This window comes from Gammaproteobacteria bacterium (assembly GCA_015709635.1).
Taxonomy (GTDB): domain Bacteria; phylum Pseudomonadota; class Gammaproteobacteria; order Burkholderiales; family Nitrosomonadaceae; genus Nitrosomonas.
This window is the reverse complement of record CP054180.1, coordinates 1,638,088-1,662,892: the sequence shown is the minus strand read 5'-3', so window position 1 is coordinate 1,662,892 and position 24,805 is coordinate 1,638,088. Positions and strand designations below refer to the sequence as shown.

The following is a 24,805-nucleotide window of genomic DNA, read 5'->3' as shown; positions in this document are numbered from 1 at the left end:
ATTCAGTCCGGCAGCAATGCATTGTGTTCGCTTTTCACAGCACGATCATTCTCGCATGTGTTTACTTCCGGTACGGCCTGTGAAATTTTTCTTTTACTCCGGGAGCTCACCATGAAAAGATGCTTCGAGTGTTGCTCGATTTTGATCGTGTCAAAGCGATGCAACAGCTGACCGAAGCGGGTGATTTTTTGTTCCAGGTCAGTCACGGAAATTTCCGGAAAACGGTGATCGTGATAAGCCAACCGGTTGGGTCCGGGGCGGCGCATGTAGAGGTTGGTCAACGCCGCCTTTATTGTGGTGAACAACCAGCCTCGTGCAAAGCGACTGAAAGGGCTGGGTGGCGGCTGGCTAGCAGAATAGCCGCTGGATTCCAGAACATCGACGATACGCTCGCAAGCCAATGGACCTTGCTGCGCCGACAAATAATAGTCGATCAGAGCTTGGCGTTCCTCGCCGCCGGCGCCGCCGAGCTCCCCTGCCAGAACCCGGTTCAATGTCATCTGCAGTTCTGCAAAATTGAAGCACTGGTAACTGAGTTTTGTCGGCAACCCCTGAAAATCATAGTCATAAAACTTATTCAACGTCGCCAGATAAGAAATGGCCGGAACGCCGAGCACATAAGCTTCCAAACCGGTCGTGCAGCCATTGTGCACCAGCGCCTTCGCTGCCAGCAACCAGGGGATGACGTTACCCTCCTTGTTGACGACGATCCGTTCACTGCGTGCGGCGAGATCCTGATAAATTTGATTGTTCTCACTGGGATGTGGGCGAACAACAATCGTCATCTCAGGAAATGCCCGCTCGAGCGCCGGAATCAGTTGCTTGAAATCTTCCAGTATCGCTTGTTTGTGATCCCGCAAGCCCTCGGCAAACTCGATACTCATGCCTATCCCCGCTTGACCGCGGCGTTTCGTCTTATCAGAGCTTTTCGCGGATTGAAATAAGCCGATGCTGGGAATAAAAGGATTCACATCGCTGAAATTCGTGTTGATCAGGATGAAATCCCCGTATCGATCACGCAACTTTTTAACTTCCGGATCAAAAAACGGACGTAATTCCGGTCTCAGCATATCGCCGCGCGGATTACCGGTAATGTGAATCGGCAGATTCTGCGGTAAATCGGGATACTGTTGCATTAAGTCGACATTCTCTTGCCCCCAGGCGAAGACATGCGACACTTTATTAATCGTTTGCGGGGAAAGCCGGAGTGTGAAATAAGTATCAGCGGGCGGGTGCACCAGCGCTTCTTCTTCCCAAGCGACAATTTCATGACCCAGTTGCCGCAATGCCTTGAACATTGAACTGCTAAGACTGCGCATGCTTTTAGCGAGATAAACACCGCGCGGAATGGATGCCATCTGGAAATGTGCAAAAGCTCGGGAACCGATCAGTACTGGAAAACCGCGCTCCGCTGCGAAACATGCTAATAGGATTTTAGCATCCAGTTCGCGAACCTGACTTTCTACCGGAATAATAAGCGTTGAAGCCGCATCTCCCGTGTTTGTGTTTACCATTTCTATCAAGCAGTTACCAAATCTATTTGTACCGGCATTACGAAATCCCTTTTTTCTATCCAGTCACAGCGTTCCGAAAACACCCGGAATAGCGCCGGATCGCTTGAAATAGCCGCAATCTCGTGGTTCAGCCAGAAGGACGGATTGGTCCAATTAAAACTGCCGAAAATGGACCATACTTGACCGCGATCCTCGATCAGCACCAATTTGAGATGCATCGGCAAATCTTCCGCATTTCTGCTGCGCTTGAAGCGGATTCCGGCGGCTAGCAAACGCTGTTCCACCTTTGCCGTAACGCGCCGGTGCGTCGCCTCCGCGAATATCTCCAACGCTACACCGCGACTCGCCAATCCAATCATGAAATTAACCGCAATTTCACTCCTGATATGTGAAGCAAAAATACGCACATGCGCATTATCGCTCACTTTACTCAAAAACTGCATCACCGGGTGAGAGCGCATGCGCGGCCAGAAATGAATGGTCGTATCAGTACTCTGAATCGCTTCGTTGGCATCGGCAGAAAAACGATAAAATAATCCAGGTGGCGTTTTATGCAAGTTGCGCGCATATTTTACCAGTTGCGACACCAGCACCGGATCGACAAGCCCTATCAGAGTATTGTAACCCTTATCTTGATCACCGATCTCGCGAATGATGTCGAGTCTATCTTCCGCATGATTTCCGGAAGGATTAAACGAACCGATAAAGGCAATGGGTTTGGGATGCGAAAAGCAGTAGAGTTTTTCGTGCAGTTGCGGTGCCCATGTTCTCCCCGGCGGCGCAGGCAATCCCGGAAACGTGACGATGCGCAAGTCATCACCCAAACCTTCCGGTCCGGACAGCATTGCAATCACAGCATCGTTGGCATCGGCGGTACGCGGTTTGCCGGCCAGACTTACGGTAACCTTAACGCCGCGTTTACGTGCATGAATAAGCGCTTCCGCGAGTTTCAGATCACGAAAATAATAAGTAACCCAGTCGATAGATCCGCCCACTGGAACAGCGGCAATATAGGCTTCCAGCACATTACGCAAATAACCGACTGGCTGATCCGGGCCGCCGAAATACACTTCTGCCGCTGATTTCATTTCCATAACGAACGGTTTATACAAACTGTATTTATTCGAGTAAACTGCCTTTGCTATCCATGCTCATGCCAGCACTTCACCGGTCAATCTCTCCAAGATACGCAACGGTGAACGCGACGGATCGTTCATCGCCTCGACCGGTAAATAAAATGTCTGATCGAGGCTGTGTTGCCCCGATATCGCCCCATGCAACACTAAATCGGTAATCGCGATCCAACTCGATCCTGCGGGAAATTCCATCAGTTTGCGTGGAGCCGAAGCTTGGTATTCCTTATCACGCATACCAAGTGCGCGCAGTGCTGCGATGTATTGATCATATTTAGTTTTTACACCATCAACGATACCCAAACGGGCCAGCAGAGCAGCAAACCACGATGGTCCGCTCACATGCACATCGGGTAAAAAGCGTTGCACAAAAGGCTCGAATGGCTCACCGAGCTGCCAGATGCGCAATCGATCCACTGGATTGATGTTGGTGAAAACACGCAGCATACTCCGTCCTTGTGTGGGGTACCCGTAGCTTGAATCAATGTGGAGAGCTTGGGTACTGTTGCGCGCAAAAGGCCGGTAAGTTACCCGCTTTCGGTCCAATCCCTGGCGGTAACTTGGGAATAATTGGGTGATGACACTTTCGGTCCACTGTCCATAACGCGCCATAATGGCTTCGAGATCAGAACGTGCCGTGTCTTTGATCTGTGCTCGCACCATCTTGCCGTGTATCTGCGCATAGTGATACTTCTTAATATGCCCGTTTTCCGGATCGAAAATGATGGTAGGTTTACCATTTTCAACATCAGGTACTTGAGTCAGGATATTAGTCGTATTCGATATTAATTCACGTTCCCGGTCGGAGAGTTCGAATCCTCCTTGGGGCAGATAAATGAGCCCTCCCCCTTCCAGGGTTTGAATGGCTGCGCGCTGCACTTCAGGGGATGACATATCCATTCCAGGCTCGATCGTGAGCATTTTGAAGATTTCAGTTTCATCGCATTTGGAAACATGTCGCTCATTTGTCATGCTATATCCTCGACTTAAACTTATTTAGAAACGAAAATTTTGCAACCGCGAATTATACCGGATCATGGCTATTTTATTCATTAAAAGATATACCGGCTCCATACTCCGCATCAATCGAATGAACCGCTCATTAAGGCTGATGTGAATGATCAATGCACATACTTAGTTTCAATTGTCCGTTGCAGATTGAATGCCAGAAGCTCGCCGAGCCGCTCATTACCCAGCGGTCCTTTCTGAGCGCGTTGAATGATATCCAAATCCGGTGCTTTATTGGCTTCAATCAGACATGGGCCATTTTCGAGCAAGGCAACATCCCAGCCAATCACTACCTGGTCTGGGAAAAGGCGGACATGGGCATTTTGCACAAAATCGATCATCGTTTCCCAACGGGGAAGCTTACGCTGCGGTATCGCGGTATGAGATAAGGGATGTTGTTCATACCAACCATCAGTCACCACTCCCCAGCCGCCGCGCGTACCTTCCCCCAGCACTCCCGTTTTGATATCGACATTGGCCGCAATGCCGCCCGCGTGATAGTTATCGACGATCACATCGGCGTATCGCTTCATGCGAAAGACTGCATTGGTGACTTCATAACCGCCCGTTTCATTGCGGCAGCTCATGACGCGCACGGTCGCCAGTGCGCCGCAAGCCAGATCAACAATTTCGGAGTGATTGATCAGCCGCGGCTGTACGATATACGCTGTCTGTTTTGAATTTTGCCGCAAAATTTCAAGCATCTGACTTCCATTTGCACGGCTCCCGTCGTTGCAGAGAAATTGCCCGGAACCCAGATAATCCCAGCGTATGGTGCCTCTGCCGCCCTGCCCGTTGAGCGGTTTGATAAAAAGATCAAACTCGGGAAAACCGGATTTATCCCAATCGACCGGTATAATTTCCTCATCCTTGATTATCCAAAGGATCGGCGCTGCAGCAACACCGTTCTTCCGGCAATGTGCCATAAAGAGCGTCTTATCCCTGATGCAATCCGTACTACGTTCAGCAGGAATTGGAAGCCCACCATTATTGTCGCGCATGAAGCGATAAAGCCCTGCTTTCGTTTCAAAGCGATTCAGGTATTCATTGGCACGCTGTCTTTTATCGTCATCGTGTAATTCAAAGATGTAGTACCACGGCGGCAAAATGGCAAAATGGCATGCCACACCGATTTGCTCATAAGCCTGACGGATAATTCCTTTGCCGCTTCGCTTTTTGATTGCATGTCCATTAAGCGCCGTGAAAACTACTGTCAGCGCGATAATCAAGAAAGGTAGGAATGGCAGCACCACCAGCATGATGCAGCGGTCCAGCAGACTGGCTTCACGCCAAACGATGCGCCGAAAACAGCGATGAATCGATGTTGCCGTCGTATCGTCTTCCGTTAATTGAGAAAAAATCCACCGTGCACCACTTAAATCACGAACAATCCTGTCAAACCCTAAATCAATAGCCATCACTGTTTTCCTAATTTATACTGGCAGCGGTTTCTTCAAGCGATCAGCTTCCAGTCATACGTTGGCGAATTCCACTACAATCATGTTCTTTCAGGCACTTTATACAATCACACTTAAACTTAACGCATAATAATATATTGATACCAGTGAATTAATTGTGAAGAAGAAATCGCAAGAATATGATTGGGCTCTGATTTTCTGAGCTTCCTATCGATTAAAATTACAGAAACCAAACACTCCATTTCCAGAGATTCCCTTGATAAAATTTTCCATAGTCATTCCGACGCTCAACGAAGCTGACAACATCGATCCCTTACTAACTTCGCTATCGACGCTGAATCTGCCAGCGGGCAGCTTTGAGGTCATTTTCGTCGACGACGGTTCACGCGACGGCACGCCTGAGAAAGTTCGCGGTTGGGAGAAAAAAGCGGATGTAAGACTGATCGAGCGCACGCAAAAACCCGATTTGATCGCATCGATTCTGGCTGGCGCAGCAGCGGCGCGAAGCGACGTCATTGTCGTCATGGATGCCGATCTGAGTCACCCGCCGGAACGGCTTGGTGCGATTGCTGAACCGGTATTAAACGGCGGTTACGACATCGCCATCGGCAGCCGGTACATTCCCGGCGGCAGCACCGAAGGCTGGCCGCTGTACCGGCAATGGCTATCGCGCGCCGGCGGCTGGTTGGCACGCCCATTGTGCGATGTCAACGATGCAACCTCCGGTTTTTTTGCTTTCCGCCGCGAACTGGCATCGACTATTTCCGAGCAAGCGCATGGCTATAAGATTCTGCTCGAATTGCTGATGGCCGGGCAAGGCAAGCTGAAAGTCGTGGAGGTACCCATCTGTTTTCGTGACCGGACACGCGGTACTTCGAAATTGTCATTTCACCATCAATGGGCTTACTTGCAACGACTCATGGCACTTGCGGGCGGCGCGGTTGCAACTGGCGGTACTAACCGTTTTGTAACAGCCGGCCTGTTGAGCATACTCATCGATATTGCAATCTATCAGCTGATGATGAGTAGCGGTGCGGGATTGGCTTTGGCGCATATCGTGAGTTTTCTCGTTGCTGCGGCAGTGTACGCATTCAATTTGCGCGATTTATTCCGGCTGCAACCGGCGGGCCAATTGCACTGGCGCCTGATTGGCCGTCTTGCGGCACTCGGCGGTATTGCGCTGTTCACGCGCGGCGGCTTATTGGCTTTGCTGGTTTATGATTGGCACGCACCACCGCTTTTGGCTATTTTCCCAGCCATTGCAGTTACATCCATCATTGTTTATCTGGGATCCGTTTTTTACTTACCGTCCCCAACACAGAATCAACCCGCTCCGGATGTACACTGGCGCGTCGCTTCAATTGGAGTCGTCGCATTCATCGTAGTGCTGCGCCTGATTTATCTCGGGCAAACGGAACTGATTCCGGATGAAGCGTATTACTGGAATTATGCTCAACACATGGAATTAAGTTTTTATGATCATCCGCCCATGGTGGCATGGCTGATCTGGCTCGGCACCGCACTCGCCGGTCATAGTGAATTTGGCGTTAGGATTGGTGCATTTCTTTGCGGCTTGATCACGATGGGCTTTCTGTATGCTTTGGCACAGAATCTGTACGACAAATCGACTGCCATGCGTACCGCACTGCTGTTGGCTATTCTGCCATTCACCTTTGCCACCGGCTTCCTCATGACAACCGATGCTCCGGTAATGGCCGCCTGGGCCGCCACACTGTATTACATGGAACGCGCTTTGGTGGCAAACCGCAGCTCAGCGTGGCTGGGTATGGGAATCGCATTTGGTCTCGGCATTTTATCCAAATATACGCTGGGATTGCTGGGCGCAGCCGCCCTGTTATTCACGCTCATCGATCCGGTTGCGCGCCGCTGGTTGATCCGTCCGCATCCGTACCTTGCGGCGCTGCTGGCGCTGCTGCTGTTTTCCCCCGTTATTATTTGGAACTTGGATCACCATTGGACTTCGATCGCATTTCAGTCATCGCGAATCCGCGGTGTCGGTGACGACCTGTTCTCACCCCATCTACTGTTCGTCGATCTGTTGGTATTGTTATCGCCAGTAGGTTTGGCAGCGGCATTACTGGCTTTATTGCCCGGGAATCAGCCGAACGGCAGCGAAATTGCGCGCAGACGCACTTTGTTTGTTTGCATCTTCACCGGCATACCCTTGGTAATATTTTTTGCCCTGAGTATATTCGATTCATTACGCTTTCATTGGACCGCCCCGCTATGGCTAGCCATTGTGCCGACCATGGCATGGATGATGGGGCAAAATCTTAGTCCGCGCAGCATTACAGACCGCATTCAAGCCGCCTGGAAGCCGACTATCGCTATTTTGCTTGTGGTGTATGCCTTAACCCTACACTACGTAGTACTCGGAATTCCGGGAATCCCCTATCCGTCATTCATGACTCGATACTATTGGCGTGAAACCACCGGTGAGATCGAAAAGATTGTCGAAAATGTGCAACGGGAAACCGGACAAAAACCGCTTGTTGTCGGCATGAGCAAATGGTCGGTCGCCAGCGCGATGTTTTTTTACAATCGGCACGGAGAAGCGATGGATATCCGCTCGCGCAATATGTTTGGCGACAGCGGCGCCATGTACCAATTATGGCACCCCGCGGAACCGCCCACCACCCGGCCGATAATCCTGGTTGGCATGGAGCAAAAGCATCTGGAACAAGATCGTGCCGGCAACGACATCACCAGATTCCTCGATCAGCCCGGTCCGGTGCAAAGCCTGATGATCACACGCGAAGATAAACCACTGCGGATCGTTTATTACAGAATCGCAAAAGGATATTTGGGGCTTTAATCCTGATGCAATCACTCATTTGCAGCAATCTTGACACATACTGTAACTTATTAATTTATATTTTGAATAATGCAAATTGACTGGATACATCCTGAAATTGTGCAATGGTGCCAGTATCTACTCAACAGCTACGCGCGCTGGACCAAACAGGAATTGATTGAACGCAGCGGCACACCGCTGGAACAAGCGGAGCGACTGTTCAACAGCCCGTTCGTAGTGGCATCGCACGGCACGGAAGACGATCCGGTATTAAATTACGGTAATCGCACAGCACTTGATTTATGGGCAATGAATTGGCAGCAATTCACTCAAACGCCATCCCGTTTGACAGCCGAACCCGCCACACGTGAAGAACGCGCACGTATGCTGGAGCAGGTAAAAACACAAGGCTATATTTCTGGCTATAGTGGAATCAGAATATCCAGTACCGGACGGTGTTTTCTCGCTGAGCAGATCACCATCTGGAATATACATAAACCCGATGGCACAACAATCGGGCAAGGCGCTACTTTCGCCACGTGGAAATATTTGCGTTAGAATTTACCATCGATAGACAAAAAATCGACAAAACAAATTTGCCCGAAACCAGGAACTGGTTTATTCTTTGCCCCCTTGCAGAATTTCACCTGGAGAAGTGACCGAGTGGTTGAAGGTGCACGCCTGGAAAGCGTGTGTACGGCTCAAACCGTACCGCGGGTTCGAATCCCGCCTTCTCCGCCACATCCTCTTCCATGCAAGTCCAAAGCAATCCACGAAGCCTAGCAATAACGACACCTTACCGAATATTCTATTCCGTACCAATCCAGAATAATCCGCTAGAAGCCAGTAAAAAAATGTGGTAAAAAGTGTGGTAACTTTTTTACCACATTCTGAGTTACCACATTATGGCTATAAAAGAGGCGCTGACTGACTTGGCTTGCAAGAATGCAACCGCCGAAGGTAGCAAGATACGCAAGCTGCACGATGGCCAAGGGCTTTATCTTTGGGTTTATGAAGACGGCCGCAAGTATTGGCGGCTGCGCTATAAGATTCATGACAAGGAAAAATCTTTATCCCTTGGCGTTTATCCTGTTGTGGGGTTAAAGCAAGCAAGGCAGCTTGCACAAGTTGAGCGTGTCAAGCTGTCCGGCAATATCGATCCGTCCATTGATCGCCAGATCAATAAACAGAAAGCCAAGGAAGCCGCCGCCAATAGCTTTGAAGCCGTAGCCCGTGAATGGTCTACCAAGCAAACGCACACCTGGGCAAAAAGCCATGCAAAAGATGTACTGAGACGACTTGAAAGCAATGCGTTTCCCTATATCGGAATGTACCCTATCAGCACGATCGAAGCCCCGCAATTGCTCAATATGATCCGCATCATTGAACAGCGTGGTTCTTATGATCTGGCGCATAGAGTGCTGGGAGTATGCGGGCAAGTATTCCGCTATGGGGTATCGACAAGCCGCTGCAATCGCGATCCTTCCGGCGATCTTCGCGGCGCACTCACGCCGCACAAAAAGAAAAACCAAGCAGCGGTTAAACCGGAAGAATTGCCGGAACTGCTGCGAGCAATTGCTAACTATGAACGCATAGGTGACCGGCAAACGCAGCTTGCCTTGCGATTGCTGGCTTTAACCTTCGTTCGTACTAATGAACTGATAGGCGCGCTATGGGAAGAAATCGACCTGAGCAACGCGCTATGGATTGTGCCAGCTACACGCATGAAAATGAAAAATGAACACGTTGTACCCCTTACCCATCAAGCATTGAACATACTGACTGAATTGAAAACCATTGCCGGGGATAGCCGCTACCTGCTGCCTGGAAGAAACCCTAACAAGCCGATAAGCAACAATACTTTGCTCTTTGCCCTGTACCGTCTTGGCTATAAAGGCAAGATGACAGGGCACGGCTTCCGGGCTGTTGCTTCCACTGCATTGAATGAATCCGGCCTATTCAATCCCGATGCTATTGAGCGGCAATTGGCACACGGCGAAAGGAATGAGATCAGAGGCGCATACAACCGGGCGGAATACTTACCGGAAAGGAAGAGGATGATGATATGGTGGAGTAACCATATCGAAGCATTGGAAAAGGGAGCGGAAGTTATTCCGTTATTCAGCAAATCGGTTTAATTTTTATAGTTATATTTTTTGCTTTTATCCTACCCCCTGTTTTTTGAGTAGGGCAAGTAGGGCGAGTAGGGCGGAATCGTCAAGAATGGCTTTGTTATTAACTTATAGCCGCCCTACTTTTCCGTGATTGCCACCGGAATCAGTAGGGCGCCCTACTTTCATGGGTAATTCATAGGTTTTTGCTTCAATTCTTGCCCTACATTTCTGGATTCCGCAGCAAGTTTAAATACGAAAATGCAGCGCGGAATTTTCCTGTTGCCGCCCTTCACCATGAGTAAAAAATAACTAGAATTTAGTTATGCGATGGCATAAATAATTATGCGAAATTGCACAAAAACGCCTGAAACATCGCTGCAATCCGCATGGATATTGAGTCTCCCACTTTTCTGAAATTATTTTTTCAATTGCCAATAACGTACGTTATGTTAAATTCAATAATTTAATGATTATTCACTTTTTATTAAAATTGGTTTACTTTATTAATATAATTTACCACTTTCTATTAAAGTTGCTTTACACCTATAGCTCTGCTACCCTTGAAACTCTCATAAGGGTTTGGATAAATTAGGCTGGAAACAGAGTGATTTTGCATCGGGTACAGGCGTTTCCCGTGTCAGCGTTTGCCATTGGGCGAACGGTTCCGCGCCCTTGCCAGTATGGGCACAGCGACACCTTCAGCTATTGCTAACACTCCATGATTTAACTGCCACTCTACTCGAGCCGCCCACGAAAAAAGCCAAAATGGCGCGGCGCGAAGCTGTCGATTCTGTTGATAAGAATCTTTAGATATTGCGGCTTTTATTAGGGCCTGTTAACACTATTTGATATAATATGGTGATGGAAATCACCGAAACTCAATATCAACAGATCGAACACTGCATGCCGCGCCAGCGTGGCAATGTCAGTCATTCCAATCTACAAATTCTCAATGCTATTCTGTATGTTACCGAGCATGGTTGCAAGTGGCGCGGACTACCCAAGCGTTTCGGTAATTGGCATACCATCTACACTCGAATGAATCGATGGGCGAAAAGCGGCGTGCTTCAAAAGTTTTGAGCAGCTGCAGCATCAACAAATCATTCGCATCAAGATTGAAGCCGTTTCGATGGATAGCACCAGCGTCAAAGTGCACCCTGATGGTACTGGTGCATTAAAAAAACGGCCCGCAATCCATCGGCAAATCCCGAGGTGGCTGGACCACTAAAATTCATCTGGTTGCCGCAGATACCAGAACAGCCATAACTTTTCCTTATCTCCGGGGCATACACGACGCACCGGAAGGACGACAACTCCTGTTAGCACTCGGCCCCGTCTCTTCTCCTACTCATCTGCTGATGGATCGCGCTTATGAGGGTGATCAAACCAGACAGCTTGCATTGGAGCTCGGTTATATCCCGGTTGTCCCACCCAAAACTAATCGGCTGGAGCTCTGGGAATATGACCGCGCCATGTACAAAAAACGCAATGAGATCGAAAGATTATTCCGCAGACTCAAGGGATTCCGTCGAATATTCTCCAGATTCGACAAACTGGATGTCATTTTTCTCTCATTCATCCATTTCGCTCTCATCGTCGAAGCACTTAGGTAGTGTTAACAGGCCCTAGTTCGATTTCTGAAGGATTCCACACAAAGACCAAGCGCACACGCAATGCATAAGTTATCAGATTACGTCTTGTTAGCAGCGGATACCTATTTTCAAGAAACAGGAAGCAGTGAGTTGAATGCTCACTGGATTGCTGAATTCTTTCAAGACTGTGGCTTACAGGATAACTATCCATCACAAAGCCTGATTAATTTTGCAAACCTGGTACAGAAAGAATTGACAAGAAACGAAGAGCAAGCCGCCAAGAAGACACGCTTATACTTGGATAAAATCATCGATTCAATAAAGTGATCACCGTGCACCGTGGATGCTCAGAATGGATTCATATTATCACTGGAAACCATTTATTTAACCCATTCTGTATTTTTATGCATTCAAAATTACTCACAAAGTTACTCACTTTTTGAAAAGTACCCCCCCTGTTTTTCATGTCGATTGCTTAATATTTGGGCAGTAAATTTCATGCTTCAACCGTCAAGAATTCAAGAAAATTTTTTGACTCAGAAAATTGAATTGCCCTGTAAAATATTCCTAATTACTCCATAGTTCGACGGAACGAAAAAGCGGATACCTTCAGCCGCCTTGGAGTGACCTATCTTGAAGGGTGCACTTTTGAAGGGTGTGCTATGCCAGAAAAAGGCAAGAAATCCAATAAGCCAGCAGTCAAAGAACTACCTGATCGATATCCACGTACCGAAGAAATACTCATATTCAGTGATATGAGTGAGCTTGATCATGTATTCGGGTTACTCGACCAATTAAACGAAAACGCCAATTCAGCACCGCTCAATATTTCAAGTAATGAATGGGAAGATATATTTAAATATTCAACTATGTAGTCATCCCTGCAAAACACTTAGAGCTTGCATGAACTGCAGGAATCATCAAATTTTAGACGGCATTGATCCCTGAGAATTTATACTATTCGCATCAAAACACTGAGAGAATCAAGAGGAACTGAAATGCCGACCGATGATTTTTTCCGAGCGCGTCTCGATCAGATAATTGATCTGCGTCATCCCCTGGCAGTGCTGTCGAATCGACTGCCGTGGGCTGATATTGAAGCAGCACTTGTCCCTGCTTTTGAGCGTAAAAACCGTCAGGGTGAAGTGTTGGAGATCAACGATCTTTTTGGCACAACATTGGCGATTGCCAGTGGGGCGTGAGCACTGCGGGTCGCCCCGCTTGCCGATCCGGTTGATGGCATCGTTGCTGTATCTGAAGCATGCGTTCAACCTCAGTGACGAAGAGCTGGTGGTTCGCTGGTCGGAGAATGTGGTGTGGCAGTATTTCAGCGGCGAGGAATATTACACATCGAAGTTGCCGTGTGATGCCACCCAGATTGGCCGTTTCCGCACCGCCATTGGTGAAGCTGGTGTTGAGAAGCTGCTGAAGGCAACGATTGACACTGCGGTGCACACCAAGGCGGTCAACCGGCTGAATTCAAACGAGTGATTGTTGACACGACAATTCAGGAAAAGGCAATTGCGCATCCGGTGGATAGCCGGTTACTGGAAATTGCTCGCGGCAAGATTGTGCAAGCAGCCAGACGGGCTGGCATCACCTTGAAGCAAACCTACGCCAAAGAAGGCAAGGCGCTGCGCCGAAGGGCAGGCGGCTATGCCCACGCCAGGCAATTGCGGCGTCTGCACAAAACCGTTAAACGCCAACGCACGATCCTTGGTATCGTGCTGCGGGAGATCCAGCGCAAACTGGCAACCGTGACGACGGTCTGTGCCGCATCGCTGCAGCAATTGACCACGCTATTGGAACGGGCAGGACGGATTCATAAGCAGCAACCCAAGGACAACAACAAACTCTATGCATTGCACGCACCGGAAGCCGAATGCATCGGCAAGGGCAAAGCACGCAAACCTTACGAGTTCGGAGTTAAAGCCGGCATTGCTGTTACGCACAAAAGCGGCCTGATAGTCGGTGCCAGAACCTTTCCTGGCAATCCCTACGATGGTCATATTCTCCACCAACAATAAGTATTCTGGAACACCCTACAAGGCAATTTGTCTGCCGATTGGCATCAATGTCTATTTCTAATGAAGAAAAACCAGTGGCAATTGACAATACACCCCCCAAGCTTCCACACAGTGCAACTTTCGCATATATGCCATAGCTTTCTTCTGAAGATAGCCAAGATACGACAAATAACAATACTACAAATAAAAATGCACTAGATGCATATTCAAGCCTGCCTTGGATTGTCTTGAGCTTAACAATTCTCGCTTCTGCATGCGCCAACATCTTTTTTGCATCTTCATAGTTTCCTACGATATTTGTGCTCATTGCCCTAGCAATTTGCTTGTTTATTGGTTCTGATCTAGGGCCTGTTAACACTATTTGATATAATATGGTGATGGAAATCACCGAAACTCAATATCAACAGATCGAACACTGCATGCCGCGCCAGCGTGGCAATGTCAGTCATTCCAATCTACAAATTCTCAATGCTATTCTGTATGTTACCGAGCATGGTTGCAAGTGGCGCGGACTACCCAAGCGTTTCGGTAATTGGCATACCATCTACACTCGAATGAATCGATGGGCGAAAAGCGGCGTGCTTCAAAAAGTTTTTGAGCAGCTGCAGCATCAACAAATCATTCGCATCAAGATTGAAGCCGTTTCGATGGATAGCACCAGCATCAAAGTGCACCCTGATGGTACTGGTGCATTAAAAAAAACGGCCCGCAATCCATCGGCAAATCCGAGGTGGCTGGACCACTAAAATTCATCTGGTTGCCGCAGATACCAGAACAGCCATAACTTTTCCTTATCTCCGGGGCATACACATGACGCACCGGAAGGACGACAACTCCTGTTAGCACTCGGCCCCGTCTCTTCTCCTACTCATCTGCTGATGGATCGCGCTTATGAGGGTGATCAAACCAGACAGCTTGCATTGGAGCTCGGTTATATCCCGGTTGTCCCACCCAAAACTAATCGGCTGGAGCTCTGGGAATATGACCGCGCCATGTACAAAAAACGCAATGAGATCGAAAGATTATTCCGCAGACTCAAGGGATTCCGTCGAATATTCTCCAGATTCGACAAACTGGATGTCATTTTTCTCTCATTCATCCATTTCGCTCTCATCGTCGAAGCACTTAGGTAGTGTTAACAGGCCCTAGAAAGATTTTCTGGAAGCCATGAATATATTCTTCCTAAATCAATGCCGATTTTATAATGATTTTCTGAATACAAATTGACTTTTTTGCTATCATCATCCATATCAACGCGGATAGCACTGTCCGTACGATAAATTACATATTCAGGATGCTTGGTATAAATTTTCCTTATTGTTGCTCCATCATTATCTTTTTCATCCAATTTAAAATCATACGGTTTCAAACGCTTTTTTTTATCTGATCCATTCATTTGATGATCCAATTTCACTTTACAAACATTACGTTTGAAATAATTAGCACTGGAGCGTTGGCGGAGGGAGCTTAACCGGCGCCGCTGGTTAAGTATTCGCTCGAATGATTTGTTAGGCATTTTCTTGCTCTAACATTACACTGAATTCGGTTATTTCTTTTAAGTTAGGGAATTCTTCGCTACGCTGACCCCACCAATAAATTGATTCTCGATACAGCAAATATAGAAACTTATGATGCTTTTGATAGAACTCAGTGAGACTAAGAGTTGATGCACGCTCATAGGCAACATGTCCTATCGCTTTATTTCTAAATTCCCTGAAATCTTTTGCAAAATCATCGGGAACAGTAATATCGTAACAATTAATGTGATTTACCCAAGACGGAGCTGTTCCATTTTTTATTGCATCACGGTACTGATCTATAATTCGCTGAGCATGATGCATTACATACCCTTCAATTATTCTTATTCTTTCATCACCCTTTTTGTTGGTGATATCTGTGTTTTTAGCATCGCGGGCAAGGCAACCCATTAGAAACTCATACAAATGAAGTATAAAACTTGTATAAGCATTGTAGGTTTTGTAGGAAATCTCGCGTGTTTGTCCTTGTATTATCATCAGTTCAGCGTACTTTCTAAACTCCTCGAAAGAATCATCGCATCTTAAGAACTCATGAGTTAACACGATGCAATGATCGTTATCTATCACACCCCCAGCGTCAAATTTCACAGTTACCTCCAAAAATTCTTAACGTAATACATACGGCAAAAAATGTCTCATAATGTGAAACGTAATGTCATATAACTAAGCTTAGCATCCCTATAATCCCACTCAGTTTTTCACGTTCGAGTAAAACGATGGGCTACAAATACATTGATTAAAAAACAATCTTTAGCGTATCATAAAATTCTCAAAAACATCAAAATCTGGTGATATTTCATGCCTAACACTGCCCGCGAAAAATTTTCTTCTCAAGCTGCGCCAGAAATCCTTACTGCATTGAGAAAAATTGCTGAATCTGAGGGGCGTCCTATTCAAGAAATACTTGATGAAGCTCTGCGGGAATACATCGAACGTAAAGAAAAAGGCCAGCCTCGCCGTCAAGCGATGGATGCTTTTGCGCAAAGCCTAAACGAATTTGATCAGCTCTACCGTGAATTAGCTAAATAACGTTGAAAGAGTACCTGACCGTTCTCGATGTACTGGCAATCCATTCAATATTAATTCAGCGTTACAGTGGAACACAGGGTATCCGTGACCGTGGCGCACTTGAATCTGCTTTATTTCGCCTTCAATCAGGCTACTATGTTGATATAGTTGCGGAAGCAGCCGCACTGATGGAAAGTTTAGCCATTAATCACCCCTTTGTAGATGGCAACAAACGAGTAGCTTTTGCAGCTACTGATATTTTCCTTCGTATTAATGGTTACCGAATCAATTGTGAATCAATGATTATTTACGCCTACATGATGCAAATGTTTGAAACAGGTTCATTTGATTTGGCTCACCTTGAACCATGGTTAAGAAAGCTGGTAATCAAAGCATCTTAAAGATATAAATTTATCCAAAGATTCAACTTATCTTGATGGTTTAATTAAATAAGTTTAAACTGAGTCTGATGAAATTTTTGAAACTTATAGAAATACTTCAAAATGACACAAAAATAGCAGAGGTAAACAATAAATGGTTGATATATCAAATATAGATCAAGGTTCGAATCCCGCCTTCCCGCCATTATTTGTAGTAATTCAGACGGCCTGTTGAAGAACCTCTGATACTACGTTGAGTTGATAATAAAATAGACTTCACTATCGACCACCGGTAAAGATCAATGCAAGGCAAACAAACGCATCAACGGGAATTATTCTCGACGATAGATCTAGAGAGCTTTATTCCCAAAGATCATTTATTAAGGAAGGTCGATAAGCTACTGGATTTGGAGTTTTTGTATGGCCTGACCGAAGAACTCTACTGCGTAGACAATGGACGAACCTCCATTGATCCCGTATTGTTTTTTCGGATGCAGCTGATCAGTTACTTGTTTGGGATTGAGTCTGACCGTCAGCTTTGCCGTGATGTTCACCTGAATCTGGCATATCGTTGGTTTTGCCGGATTCCCCTATACCAGTCTGTACCTCACCACTCCTCATTAACCCGTATACGAGACAGAATGGGAGAATCCAGATACCAGCAAATATTTAAACTGATGTTGCTGCAATGGCAAAAGCAGGGTCGATTCACCGGCAAGCAGATTGTTGTTGATGCGACGCTCGTGAAGGCTAATGCCTCCATGGATTCCCTGGTAAAGCGCGAGAATGCTGATCCTAATGCCAGAGTTTTAAAGCAGTATGAGAAGCGGTATCATGATTTTCAGCATGGAAAACGCAAACGCCATTGCACCTTCCAGCGCAAGATCAACGCCACTCCAATAGACGGTTAAATGGCTAATCCATGAGGTGAAGCAACGTAGCGCGTTATTAGTATTTCCTGCATTAAAAGCAGCTTCTAAAACATCTGCTTCTGCCATAAGTACCTGACCAACTTGGGCTTCAGTAGCCACGGTATCAAAAGCATTTTGGGCAACATAACCGCCCATGGAGTGTGTCAAAATATGAATGTTTTTGGTTAAAATGCCAGCGTTTTTGAGCACCTGAATGCACTTTGATTTTAAGAAGGGACCAGATTTAATAGCTGCGTCTTGATCAATTTCATAATTTTTAGGAACATCTTTGGTACTAGGCCAATCGAAACACACTACGGTTATTTTTGCTTGTGTATTTTTTAAACCTGAATCAACGGCATTGTATCTTGTTATTACTTCTGGTGCCAAGTTACTAAAACCATGAATAAAAATAAGTACAGGTCCGCCGGCGGCTGTCTCTGCTACTTTTTTACCCCAAGCGTCTGCGCCCACCACATTATCGGTTGTTAATAGATAGGTGTATGGATCGGATGCGCTAACCGGACCGCTTGGGGGATTCCGAGAAGTTTTGAGCACATAATTGGCAGTATCGTCAGTATTGAATTCTTTACCCGGAATACCATGGCCAGAATCGTTTCTAAGACTTACTATAAATGCCGGCAGAGATGGAGGAAGGATTGTTGTCATAGCGTATATCTTCAATGCGCGAATAGGGTATAAAACTCAGCTTGAGAAAGGAATCCATTCGCTAGGGTTAATAATTAATCGGCAATCTAGCCGTATTCCAAAACCAATCGCAAGGGTACAACTACCAATTTTTTAAAGTTGAGAAAACGATATATAGGAAAAATACACACTCTTTTTCTAGATTTCATTATACGCAAATCGGATGTTTGTACAACATATGCTGCTGAGCAATCATAAAAACACCTGATTTAACTTAAAGACTTAAAGATGAAAAGAAATCCTGACAATTAGGAAAACCCTGAAATAGTGTGATATTTCTTAGATTTTCAGATATTCTCAGAGATCTTTGCAAAATCACGCGAATTTTTCTTTTGATGTAATTCCGAGTTTATTTTTACCCGATCGGATGGTTTTTAGTCATATTTTTGCAAATGGAGTGGAAATAATCACCTTCAACCGGGCATTTCCGGTCAAGAGGACGCAATATCCCTATGTTTGCGCGATCAACTGCCGATTGACGGAGAGTCTGGGGAGTCTTTTCAAGTTATATGCCATCGCTAGTAGCATGTGCCAGGCATGCGCTTTGGCCAGGCTGCGGTAACGTAGAATTTTGGCATTGAACCACCGCACCTGGCTGCCGAATGTACGCTCCACGACATGCCGGACTTTCGTGATCAGGTTATTGCGCTGCAACTGCCGCCTCGCCAAAGGATTGTTCCTGACAGCCTTATTCTGAATGCCGTTTTTGATACCGCGTGATTTCAGTTCAGCACGATATTTCTGGCTGCTATACGCCTTGTCGGCATGAACTCGAGTTCCCGGCTGGATATTGGTTTTATCGGGCAGGTCCACCAGCGGTTTTCTGTCATGGCAATTGACCGCAGTGGTGATTACTGCCATGGCCAACCCGGCGCTATCGACCATCGTGTGTTATTTATAACCAAATACCGATTTACCACCTTTCCTGACCCAACGTGCTTCGCTATCTACTCCGGGTTGGGTTACTGCAATGACTTGCATCGCCGTCTGGGCATCCGCCTCATCATCCCGTTCTTCCCGCTCTTCCCGCTCACTCACCACTTCATAAGCAGGCCTGGTTTTAGGTTTACGCGGACTTTGCGTAATGCTCGCATCAACATGGCAGCCTTTCCTGACCGTGATATCGTGCATGTGTATTTGCCGATTTACTTGCTCTAATAATCCATCCCAAGCATCCGCTGCCGTCAGTCGGGTTCTGAAACGCGATAACACAGAGTGATCCGGCACATCATCCTCCAGCGACAACCCCAGAAATCGCATCACATGCAGATTCGAGTTTGCCATGTCTTCCACCGACTCATCGCTTAAACCGCCATGCCAGATCCCTACCAGCAGCATCTTGAACAGCAGCAAACCTGAATATGCAGGCCGGCCTGCCGCATCCGATATCGGTGCGTAATGAACCGCGATTGCTCGATCGATCGCGCTCCAGTCGATCAACCGATCAATCTGCTTTAAGAAATTCCCTTTCCCGGTGCGGCGCGTTACATCATAGTCTGAAAAACTCATGTCCAGCTCTTCAATCATATTGTTTTAAAATACAATTGTATCACTCGAGCCATTATCCTGGGATTATTGCCGCGCAAAGATCTCAAGAGGTTTTGACCTCTGGTTTTGCGTTTCTGATTTTCTATATTTTGATGTTGCCGTGCGTTCAACATCATGTATATTGATTAGCATCCTCCCTTGCTGATTTGGATTGTACTGTCTGCTTTTGCCGTTTCTTGCTTACGGCCAGACGAAAAGATTCGCCATTCATCTCCAAGATATGGACGTGGTGGGTTAAACGATCCAGTGTCCACTCATCAAATGGCAAATTGGGTGTGACCAGGGTAGCGCCATGTTCATAGCGGCGGCTGAATACCTCGAACAAGAGCTCTGCACCCACTGCGGTAAATGGCACGTAGCCCAGTTCGTCGATGATCAGCAATTTGACGTTGATCAAGTGTTTTTGTAAGGTGCGCAACCGCTTTTCATCACGCGCTTCCATCAATTCATGCACCAATGCTGCAGTTGTGGTGAATAAAATGCTCATGCCTTTCTGACAGGCAGCCAGCCCTAAAGCCAATGCGATGATATGAGTCTTGCCCACTCCTGAGGGACCTAGCGCAATGATGTTCTCGGGCTTGTCGATCCACTCACAGCGCATCAATTCCAGTACCAGCGATTTATTCAAGCTAGGGATAGCAGCAAAGTCGAATGTATCGAGGCTTTTAATTACTGGGAATTTGGCCTGCCGTATGCGTCGTTCGGTATTGCGTTGTTCACGATCGATGCATTCCAGTTCGCACAATCGTAATAAGTAGCGTGCATAGTCAATGCCCTCACGTGCGCACTCGATGCCAACTTTCTCATATTCACGTGCAAAGGTCGGCAACTTCAATGTCTTGAAGTGATTGATCAGCAAGACTTGCGGCGCAACCGTGGTAGGGATGGAGGTATCAGTCATAGTGCGCCTCCGTTACCTTCTGGTTTGTTTTGGTCAGCAAGCTTAAGTAGGATCTGGGTTCAGTGGATTTAACACTGGCACGAGGCAAATAAGGATAGAGCGTCAAGTCGAGCTTGGCGGGGCGTCTTTCAATTGCACAAAGGATCAAATGCTTGATGGCATCAAAACCGATTGTGCCTAACCCCATCGTTTGTTTGATTGCCTGCTCAACTTGTGCTTGGCTGAAATTCTCCAGCAACCGCAAGATCTGGATATATTCCTTGCGACCGCGGCGCTCCATGCGAGCTTCCAACACGCGACGCAGCCGATCGAATATCTCAGGCAGGATCCAATCTTGCAAGGGCGCCGCCTGATCTTGGTGTTGTCGTATAGGATCGATTGCGGCACCCCACCCAAAAACGCGAAAGCAGCAACATGCCCATCCAGAAAAGATTCGGTGTCTTCAGTCGGATAGGCTTTGACAAAACAGCCATCCGAATGCGGCAAATCAAGGCAGAAATAATGGAAGCGAATCAGTTTGCCGCCAATATAACCATCGGCTTCACCAAAATCCACCTGGGCATGACCAGGCAGGTGCGCCAATGGCATGAACATCTCTTTTTGCCGAGTCGCAGCTTTGTGGACATAGTTGCGTACGATGGTATAGCCGACGGTAAATCCATGCTCATCGCGCAACCGCTCCAGTATCCGCACCGCAGTATGGCGTTGCTTGACATGGACTTGTCTGTCGGCTTCCGGAATGGCATCAATGGTGCCGGTGAATGAAGCCTAGCTTAGGAGAAACGGGCTCTCTCTTGCGCCGGTAGCCCGGCGGTGCTGCATATTGGCATTTCTTCTTGACAGTCTTGCGGTGAATTCCAAAATATCACGCAACTTCGCATTCACTTCTGCCTTCCACCATCACCGCTCGTCGAATCTTCACATAGTGTTCCACTGTATACATCCTCATCGCCTTTCAACTGATACTCATCGCATCAGCTTACAGGCTTAAGATTGGTACACTTTTATTTCGCGATTGCCACGAAACTTAGCGCGCCTCAGTGGTACATTTTTACTCCGATATTTATAAACTCAATCAGCGAATTATTATCCCCACCACACGCCGGTATACTGGTGAAAGCACCAATAAAAGCACAAAACCAATTGGAAAAGCGATGCTCCATGAATAAAGCCATTCCTCGATGAAATAATTGGAGAAACCAAGGTTTACCGCAGTTACTGTCGCCGATACGCAACCCGTCATCGTTGCAGACATTATGAAACAATATAGAAAATGCGATAATAATTTCTGTTTCATATCAAATTGTGTGGATATCCTAATTCAATCCCATATCAAATATGACCAATCAATCGGCTTCATTGTGTAGTGTTCATAATAGCAAGCGGCTATTATAAATTTCTCCGCTGTAGCTTTGTAGTATTTCGATTGCCTGTGAGCGCATTACTTCTCGTGTCACGCTGATTCCCCGTCGCTGCAATTCCTCTACCCAGTTGGGCGGGCGTTGTCCTTCATTGAAACCGGTCGCCTGCACATCTTCCGATCGCGCGCCGCAAACAACAGCAGCGATGCCGGTCCATTGCAGTACCCCCAGACACTGGCAACACGGCTCCGCGCTGGTCACTAGTTCAAATGACCCGCGGCTCGCCAACTCATAGCTGCCCAGTGTCTGCTCCGCTAACGCCAGCGCCATTACCTCCGCATGCAGTAACGAGGATTTTCCCGGAACAACCCAATTCACACCCGGCGCAATCAGCTCACCCGTGTGCTGAGCAAAAACCGCGGCAGCAAACGGCCCTCCTCCGTGCTGCACATTGATCCGTGCCAAATCAATAACCATCGTCATTCTTTGATTCGCATCGGGAAAAATTTGCGGAATTCCTGCAGCCCAGCGATTTAACCATTCCGGGATCGGTAATACGATGTCTTTCCAATGTTTCATCAAATTATTCTCGATATGACTTTTGGGTATTGAGTGAAGAAACTCATAATCTGATCATGTATTGACTATGTTTCTATAACTTGATACTCCAAAGCTGGCAATACGAAGGTTTTACTTGCAATTCAGCGCTTACTATACAACAGTGCGCTAGCAAATGATTTTCTGCTCAAGAAAAATACCGCTCAGAAAGCGCACCCACCCGATGAAGCAATATCGTGACTATCCGTAGTCTGATAAAATCCCCCACCGGTAAGCTGCTTTGACCAATTAAGCCGATCTGCTGACTTTGGTTACGTCTTGTTGTTCACCACGAAGGAATCAGCGTTGTGTTTTCAGTTCTTAAAAACTTCAATTTCATTAAAACGCTTGGTTTTTTGGTGTTTTCCGCGTGCTGGCTGGCGTTTGCATATTTTTTGGGGCGCTTGATTCCGGACCGGCAATTGTGGTTTGCATTGTTGATCACGCTGCTGTTCGGTTTACCGATTTATGGCGCGGCAATTTATGCCGTGACAATTCAAAGAATCCATCGTGCCAGCCAGTTCAAGAAACTCGGCATTTTGCATTGGTTGTTCACGCGGCGGATTCTGGCGTATATCGGGTGGCTGTTGTGGTCGGTGGTATTTTCGTTTCTGCTGCTGTTTTACCTCGGTTCCGCGGATCAGCAGGAATGGATCGTTTGCTTCGCCGCCATTCCGGCTTTTGCCGTCGTTTATGCGGTTTTTTATCCGATTGCGGCGCGCGAATACAAACCGTACATCGCCGTGCATAAATCGCTGGCCTGGGCGCGCTGGGTTACGGCATTGGCGATTGCGGTGTTTTTCGTTTTTTTTACCGATCACGCCGGTACCAGCCGTCAATATGCTTCGCTGACCGAGGCGGTCGCGGCGGAAAGCCAGAAACTGGAAGGCACGACCAACAGCATTCTGATTCTCGAAACCAACCGCTTGCTGGGTTTCATCGAAGGCATGAAGCGCTATGCGTTGGGCGGCTTGCATTCATTCGACGATGTGCTGTATTTGGCGGTTATTTTTCTCGGTAGCGTGTTGTTTTTCTACAATGTGGCGCTGGGAATTTCCAGTTTCATGGTGCCGCTCGCCGAATACCGTCGTGTCTTTGCGCCAATACAGGACAGTGACGAACCGCCTGCGGTGTCACCTTGGGCATGGGCAATTACGTCGGCATTCGCCACTTTTTTCATTTTTTTCATTTATGTGCCATCGACGGTTTATGTCGACGCCTGGCTGCGTTCCAATCCGGAAACGGTTGAAGAAATCCGCGCCGCGCGGCAAACCGCCGTTCAAACCGTCGAGATGATCGGCGATGAATACTACAAGCCCGGGACGGCGGCGCAAATCGAACAAGCCTATCTCGACAGTCTCAGCAAGATGGAAGCATCGCTGGGGAAATTGCGCGAAACCACTGGCATCGGTTTCCAGCAAATGACCGGCAACGTCGATGCCTATCTCGATTGGTATTACAGTTTACCAGGGGAATACGAACGCATTGTGGCACTCGCCACCGGCGCACTGGAAACCTGGATGGCCGAGAAACTGCAGAATTATTTGATGCAGGGCAATGTCTTCGGTCCGGTGCAACAATCCATCGAAGAGGTATTGCACAATAACCAGCAATTACGCACCGAACATATGCAAAAAGTGGAGCGAATTCTGGTGGAGAACCGTGTCGAGCGCGCCGACGATTCCCAACTTGAAATCGTCCGGCACGCTTCGTTAAATGCTCTCAAGGAACCGCCCGCGCACAGCGTGATCGTCAATCTGGAAAACCGCGTGTTGATCTCCGGCGGTATCGGTACCGCCGGTGCGATTACCGGCGCCATCGCCGGTAAAATCACCGCCAAAGTGGCGGGTAAAGGTATCATCAAACTCGGCGCGCAAGCCCTGATCAAAGTCACCGCCGGTAAAGCCGTCAGCGCACTGGGCGGTGCCGCGGCAGGTGCCGCTTCAGGCGCGGCACTGGGATCGTTCATTCCTGGTATCGGCACGGCCATCGGCGCGGCCATCGGTGGTATCATTGGCGGCATTACGATCGGCCTGACCGTCGAAAAACTCCTGTTGATGCTGGAAGAAGCATTTTCACGCGAAGAATTTAAACTTCAGATTCTAGGTGCGATCGAAGAGGAACGCATCGAATTTGAGAAATTTTTAAATACGCCCGCTTTATCGGACAAAACCCCTGACAGCACCGATGCAGCAGCGGCACCCTGAAGCTCAAACCAATACACCATAACCT

21 protein-coding genes, 1 tRNA gene and 4 pseudogenes are annotated in these 24,805 nt (G+C 47.4%); 13 read left to right on the top strand and 13 right to left on the bottom strand.

From position 1 onward, the window contains the following. Window positions 1-2: 2 nt before the first annotated feature. From HRU78_07730 to HRU78_07715, 4 genes are all read right to left on the bottom strand, one after another. Window positions 3-1,514, bottom strand: coding sequence for a hypothetical protein (locus HRU78_07730; protein QOJ23547.1), 1,512 nt, complete (start codon window positions 1,512-1,514; stop codon window positions 3-5). Window positions 1,515-1,519: 5 nt separating this feature from the next. Then, window positions 1,520-2,608, bottom strand: a complete 1,089-nt coding sequence (locus tag HRU78_07725; GenBank protein QOJ23546.1) for a phosphatidylserine/phosphatidylglycerophosphate/cardiolipin synthase family protein — start codon at window positions 2,606-2,608, stop codon at window positions 1,520-1,522. Between the two features lie 57 nt (window positions 2,609-2,665). After that, entirely contained in the window at window positions 2,666-3,619 is a 954-nt protein-coding gene (locus tag HRU78_07720; protein ID QOJ23545.1) for a Kdo hydroxylase family protein, read from the bottom strand. A gap of 149 nt (window positions 3,620-3,768) precedes the next feature. Then, the gene (locus tag HRU78_07715; protein ID QOJ23544.1) at window positions 3,769-5,073 is read right to left on the bottom strand and encodes a hypothetical protein; all 1,305 of its coding nucleotides are present in this window, start codon (window positions 5,071-5,073) and stop codon (window positions 3,769-3,771) included. A gap of 256 nt (window positions 5,074-5,329) precedes the next feature. On the opposite strand from HRU78_07715, the gene HRU78_07710 reads away from it, so the two are divergent. From HRU78_07710 to HRU78_07670, 9 genes and pseudogenes are all read left to right on the top strand, one after another. After that, entirely contained in the window at window positions 5,330-7,909 is a 2,580-nt protein-coding gene (locus HRU78_07710; protein QOJ23543.1) for a glycosyltransferase family 39 protein, read from the top strand. A 69-nt stretch (window positions 7,910-7,978) separates the two neighbouring features. Further along, complete coding sequence (locus HRU78_07705) at window positions 7,979-8,446, top strand: MEKHLA domain-containing protein (GenBank protein QOJ23542.1); 468 nt, start codon at window positions 7,979-7,981, stop codon at window positions 8,444-8,446. 91 nt (window positions 8,447-8,537) lie between these two features. Next, window positions 8,538-8,629: transfer RNA gene (locus tag HRU78_07700), tRNA-Ser, on the top strand. Window positions 8,630-8,793: 164 nt separating this feature from the next. Next, window positions 8,794-10,026, top strand: a complete 1,233-nt coding sequence (locus HRU78_07695) for a tyrosine-type recombinase/integrase (GenBank protein QOJ23541.1) — start codon at window positions 8,794-8,796, stop codon at window positions 10,024-10,026. Window positions 10,027-10,863: 837 nt separating this feature from the next. Continuing rightward, window positions 10,864-11,615: pseudogene (locus HRU78_07690) on the top strand (IS5 family transposase). 60 nt (window positions 11,616-11,675) lie between these two features. Then, window positions 11,676-11,921, top strand: coding sequence for a hypothetical protein (locus HRU78_07685; protein ID QOJ23540.1), 246 nt, complete (start codon window positions 11,676-11,678; stop codon window positions 11,919-11,921). A gap of 335 nt (window positions 11,922-12,256) precedes the next feature. Beyond that, the gene (locus HRU78_07680; protein ID QOJ23539.1) at window positions 12,257-12,469 is read left to right on the top strand and encodes a hypothetical protein; all 213 of its coding nucleotides are present in this window, start codon (window positions 12,257-12,259) and stop codon (window positions 12,467-12,469) included. Window positions 12,470-12,592: 123 nt separating this feature from the next. Next, window positions 12,593-13,618 (top strand): annotated as a pseudogene (locus HRU78_07675) (IS5 family transposase). Between the two features lie 380 nt (window positions 13,619-13,998). After that, window positions 13,999-14,754 (top strand): annotated as a pseudogene (locus HRU78_07670) (IS5 family transposase). 2 nt (window positions 14,755-14,756) lie between these two features. Here the strand turns inward: HRU78_07670 and HRU78_07665 are convergent. Both HRU78_07665 and HRU78_07660 read right to left on the bottom strand, forming a co-directional pair. After that, a complete protein-coding gene (locus tag HRU78_07665) occupies window positions 14,757-15,035 on the bottom strand; it encodes a hypothetical protein (protein ID QOJ23538.1) in 279 nt (92 codons plus the stop codon). A 94-nt stretch (window positions 15,036-15,129) separates the two neighbouring features. Further along, a complete protein-coding gene (locus tag HRU78_07660; protein ID QOJ23537.1) occupies window positions 15,130-15,747 on the bottom strand; it encodes a hypothetical protein in 618 nt (205 codons plus the stop codon). A gap of 210 nt (window positions 15,748-15,957) precedes the next feature. Between HRU78_07660 and HRU78_07655 the strand changes: the two genes are divergently transcribed. The 3 genes from HRU78_07655 to HRU78_07645 all read left to right on the top strand — a co-directional run bounded on the left by HRU78_07655 (window position 15,958) and on the right by HRU78_07645 (window position 17,458). Continuing rightward, window positions 15,958-16,188, top strand: coding sequence for a hypothetical protein (locus tag HRU78_07655; GenBank protein ID QOJ23536.1), 231 nt, complete (start codon window positions 15,958-15,960; stop codon window positions 16,186-16,188). After that, window positions 16,185-16,568 (top strand): type II toxin-antitoxin system death-on-curing family toxin, encoded by a 384-nt coding sequence (locus HRU78_07650; GenBank protein ID QOJ24968.1) that lies wholly within the window; start codon window positions 16,185-16,187, stop codon window positions 16,566-16,568. Before HRU78_07655 ends, HRU78_07650 begins: the two co-directional genes overlap by 4 nt. 281 nt (window positions 16,569-16,849) lie before the next feature. Further along, entirely contained in the window at window positions 16,850-17,458 is a 609-nt protein-coding gene (locus tag HRU78_07645) for a transposase (GenBank protein QOJ23535.1), read from the top strand. Here the strand turns inward: HRU78_07645 and HRU78_07640 are convergent. From HRU78_07640 to HRU78_07610, 7 genes and pseudogenes are all read right to left on the bottom strand, one after another. Then, window positions 17,357-18,127: an alpha/beta fold hydrolase gene (locus tag HRU78_07640; protein ID QOJ23534.1), complete on the bottom strand. Its 771-nt coding sequence runs from the start codon at window positions 18,125-18,127 to the stop codon at window positions 17,357-17,359. The genes HRU78_07645 and HRU78_07640 overlap by 102 nt on opposite strands. A 489-nt stretch (window positions 18,128-18,616) precedes the next feature. Continuing rightward, the gene (locus tag HRU78_07635; protein QOJ23533.1) at window positions 18,617-19,051 is read right to left on the bottom strand and encodes a transposase; all 435 of its coding nucleotides are present in this window, start codon (window positions 19,049-19,051) and stop codon (window positions 18,617-18,619) included. 6 nt (window positions 19,052-19,057) lie between these two features. Continuing rightward, window positions 19,058-19,675 carry a transposase gene (locus HRU78_07630; protein ID QOJ23532.1) on the bottom strand — a complete coding sequence of 206 codons (618 nt, stop codon included), beginning with the start codon at window positions 19,673-19,675 and terminating at the stop codon, window positions 19,058-19,060. A 151-nt stretch (window positions 19,676-19,826) separates the two neighbouring features. Continuing rightward, window positions 19,827-20,615 (bottom strand): ATP-binding protein, encoded by a 789-nt coding sequence (locus tag HRU78_07625; GenBank protein ID QOJ23531.1) that lies wholly within the window; start codon window positions 20,613-20,615, stop codon window positions 19,827-19,829. Next, window positions 20,608-21,558 (bottom strand): annotated as a pseudogene (locus HRU78_07620) (transposase). The gene HRU78_07625 and the pseudogene HRU78_07620 overlap by 8 nt, the downstream one beginning before the upstream one ends. Before the next feature lie 132 nt (window positions 21,559-21,690). Next, the gene (locus HRU78_07615; protein QOJ23530.1) at window positions 21,691-21,912 is read right to left on the bottom strand and encodes a DUF2798 domain-containing protein; all 222 of its coding nucleotides are present in this window, start codon (window positions 21,910-21,912) and stop codon (window positions 21,691-21,693) included. A gap of 73 nt (window positions 21,913-21,985) precedes the next feature. Then, window positions 21,986-22,555, bottom strand: a complete 570-nt coding sequence (locus HRU78_07610; GenBank protein QOJ23529.1) for a nucleoside deaminase — start codon at window positions 22,553-22,555, stop codon at window positions 21,986-21,988. A gap of 326 nt (window positions 22,556-22,881) precedes the next feature. Here HRU78_07610 and HRU78_07605 point away from each other — a divergent pair, with 326 nt between their 5' ends. Then, window positions 22,882-24,780, top strand: coding sequence for a hypothetical protein (locus HRU78_07605; protein QOJ23528.1), 1,899 nt, complete (start codon window positions 22,882-22,884; stop codon window positions 24,778-24,780). Window positions 24,781-24,805: the final 25 nt, after the last annotated feature.